Consider the following 1902-nt stretch of genomic DNA (forward strand, 5'->3'; position numbering starts at 1 on the left):
CGCCGGCCCACCGCGCAGGCCGGCGAGGCGTCCGAAGTCGGTGTCGACGACGAACTCGCGCAGCGCGCTCACGCCCATTGATCCAGCGCGCCGCGTGCGACGGCGGCCAGCGCGCGGGCGTGGGCCGGGCTGTCGTTGAGGCAGGGGATGTAGCGCAGCGTCCCGCCGCGCTCGGCGAACTGCTCCGCCAGCATGATCGAGACTTCCTCGAGCGTTTCCAGGCAGTCCGCGGCAAAGCCCGGCGCGATCACGTCAACGGTTCGGATCCCGCGCGCCGCCAGGGCTTCGAGGGTCGCGTCGGTGGCCGGCTCCAGCCAGCGTTCGCGACCGAAGCGCGACTGGTACGCCAGCGTCCACGCATCATCGGGCAGGCCCAGTGCCGCGGCGATCGCGCGGGCACTCGCCTCGCACTGCCGCGGATAGGGGTCGCCGGCGTCGGCCACGCGCTGCGGCAGTCCGTGGAACGAGAACAGCAGGTGTTCGCCGGCGCCGTTGGCCGCACGGTGGTCGCGCACCGACTGCGCGACCGCGGCGACCCAGCCGTCGTCGAGGTGGTACTCGTCCACCATCTGCAGGGCCAACCCGTCCGCACGTGCGACCACGTCGCCTACCGAGGCCGTGGTGGTTGTCGAGTACTGCGGGTACAGCGGCAGCACGAGTACGCGTTGCAGGCCCTCGTCCCGCAGGCGCTGCAGCAGCCGCGCAAGCGAGGGTTCGCCGTAGCGCATCGCGTCCAGCACCTGCAGGTCCGGCAACTCCTGTTGCATCGCCGCCGCGAGCTGCCTGGTGTACACCGCCAGCGGCGACCCCCCGTCGAGCCAGACGCTGGCGTACTTGGGCGCGACCTTGGGTGCACGCAGTGGCAGGATCACGCCGCGCAGCAACGGTTGCCACAGCAACGGCGGCAGCGAGACCACGCGGCGGTCGGACAGGAACTCGGCGAGGTAGCGGCGCACTGCGGGCGCGGTCGGTGCCTCGGGGGTGCCGAGGTTGACGACCACCACGGCGGTGGCGGCGGATTGGCGGGCCTGGGTCATCGGCATAGGATGACAGCGCCCGCGCCGGGCGACACGCGGTGATGGTTCCCGCGCGATTCATCGCCGCGTCACTAGCCTGAACTTCGCGTGCGGCCCGCGGTCCGAACCGCCGCCACGCACGACTGCCTACCCCGCCCGGGTTCCTGTTCCGCCACGGAGTGCTTCCATGTCGATCCTGCCGCGCCTCGCCGTCTTCCTGCTTGCCATCGGACTGGCGCTGCCAGCCACCGCCGGCGTCACCGAGGACGAGCGCGCCCGCAACGCCGTGCGCGTGCTCGAGGAGATCCAGGCGATCCCCGAATCGGGCATTCCCGACGTGCTGTTCGACGAGGCCCGGGCGATCGTGGTCGTGCCCGACACGCTGAAGATCGGGCTGGTGATCGGCGGCCGTCGCGGCCATGGCCTGGTCTCGGTCAAGAACCCCGACGGCACCTGGTCTAACCCGGCCTTCGTCAAGCTCACCGGCGGCAGCATCGGCTTCCAGGCCGGCGTGCAGTCGTCGGACGTGGTGCTGGTGTTCACCAGCCAGCGCGGGCTGGAGTCGATCGTGAACGGCAAGATCACCCTCGGCGCCGATGCCAGCATCGCCGCCGGTCCGGTCGGCCGGACCACGGGGCTGGCCACCGACGGCCGCCTGAAGGCCGAGATCTGGTCGTGGTCGCGTGCGCGCGGGCTGTTCGCCGGCGTCGCCCTCGACGGCGCGGTGCTGAGCATCGACGACGACGCCAACCAGGCGGCCTACGGTGCGGGCACCACCCCGCGGATGATCTTCGAGGACCGTGCGCCGCAGCGGCCGTCCGACCCGGTGGTCACCTTCCGCGACCAGCTGGAGGAAGCGACCGCGGCCGCCCGCGCCGCGCGGGGC

General features: G+C 72.2%; 2 protein-coding genes. One reads left to right on the plus strand and one right to left on the minus strand.

The annotated features are described in order from the left end of the window. Positions 1-68: 68 nt before the first annotated feature. On the minus strand, positions 69-1037 hold the full coding sequence (hemH, locus tag ACKVMH_RS13350) for a ferrochelatase (protein ID WP_412700645.1): 969 nt from the start codon (positions 1035-1037) through the stop codon (positions 69-71). 166 nt (positions 1038-1203) lie between these two features. Here hemH and ACKVMH_RS13355 point away from each other — a divergent pair. Then, positions 1204-1902: lipid-binding SYLF domain-containing protein (locus ACKVMH_RS13355; RefSeq protein ID WP_412700646.1), on the plus strand; the 699-nt coding region annotated here is incomplete at its 3' end.

Source organism: Lysobacter zhanggongensis, assembly GCF_046638635.1.
GTDB lineage: Bacteria > Pseudomonadota > Gammaproteobacteria > Xanthomonadales > Xanthomonadaceae > Novilysobacter > Novilysobacter luteus.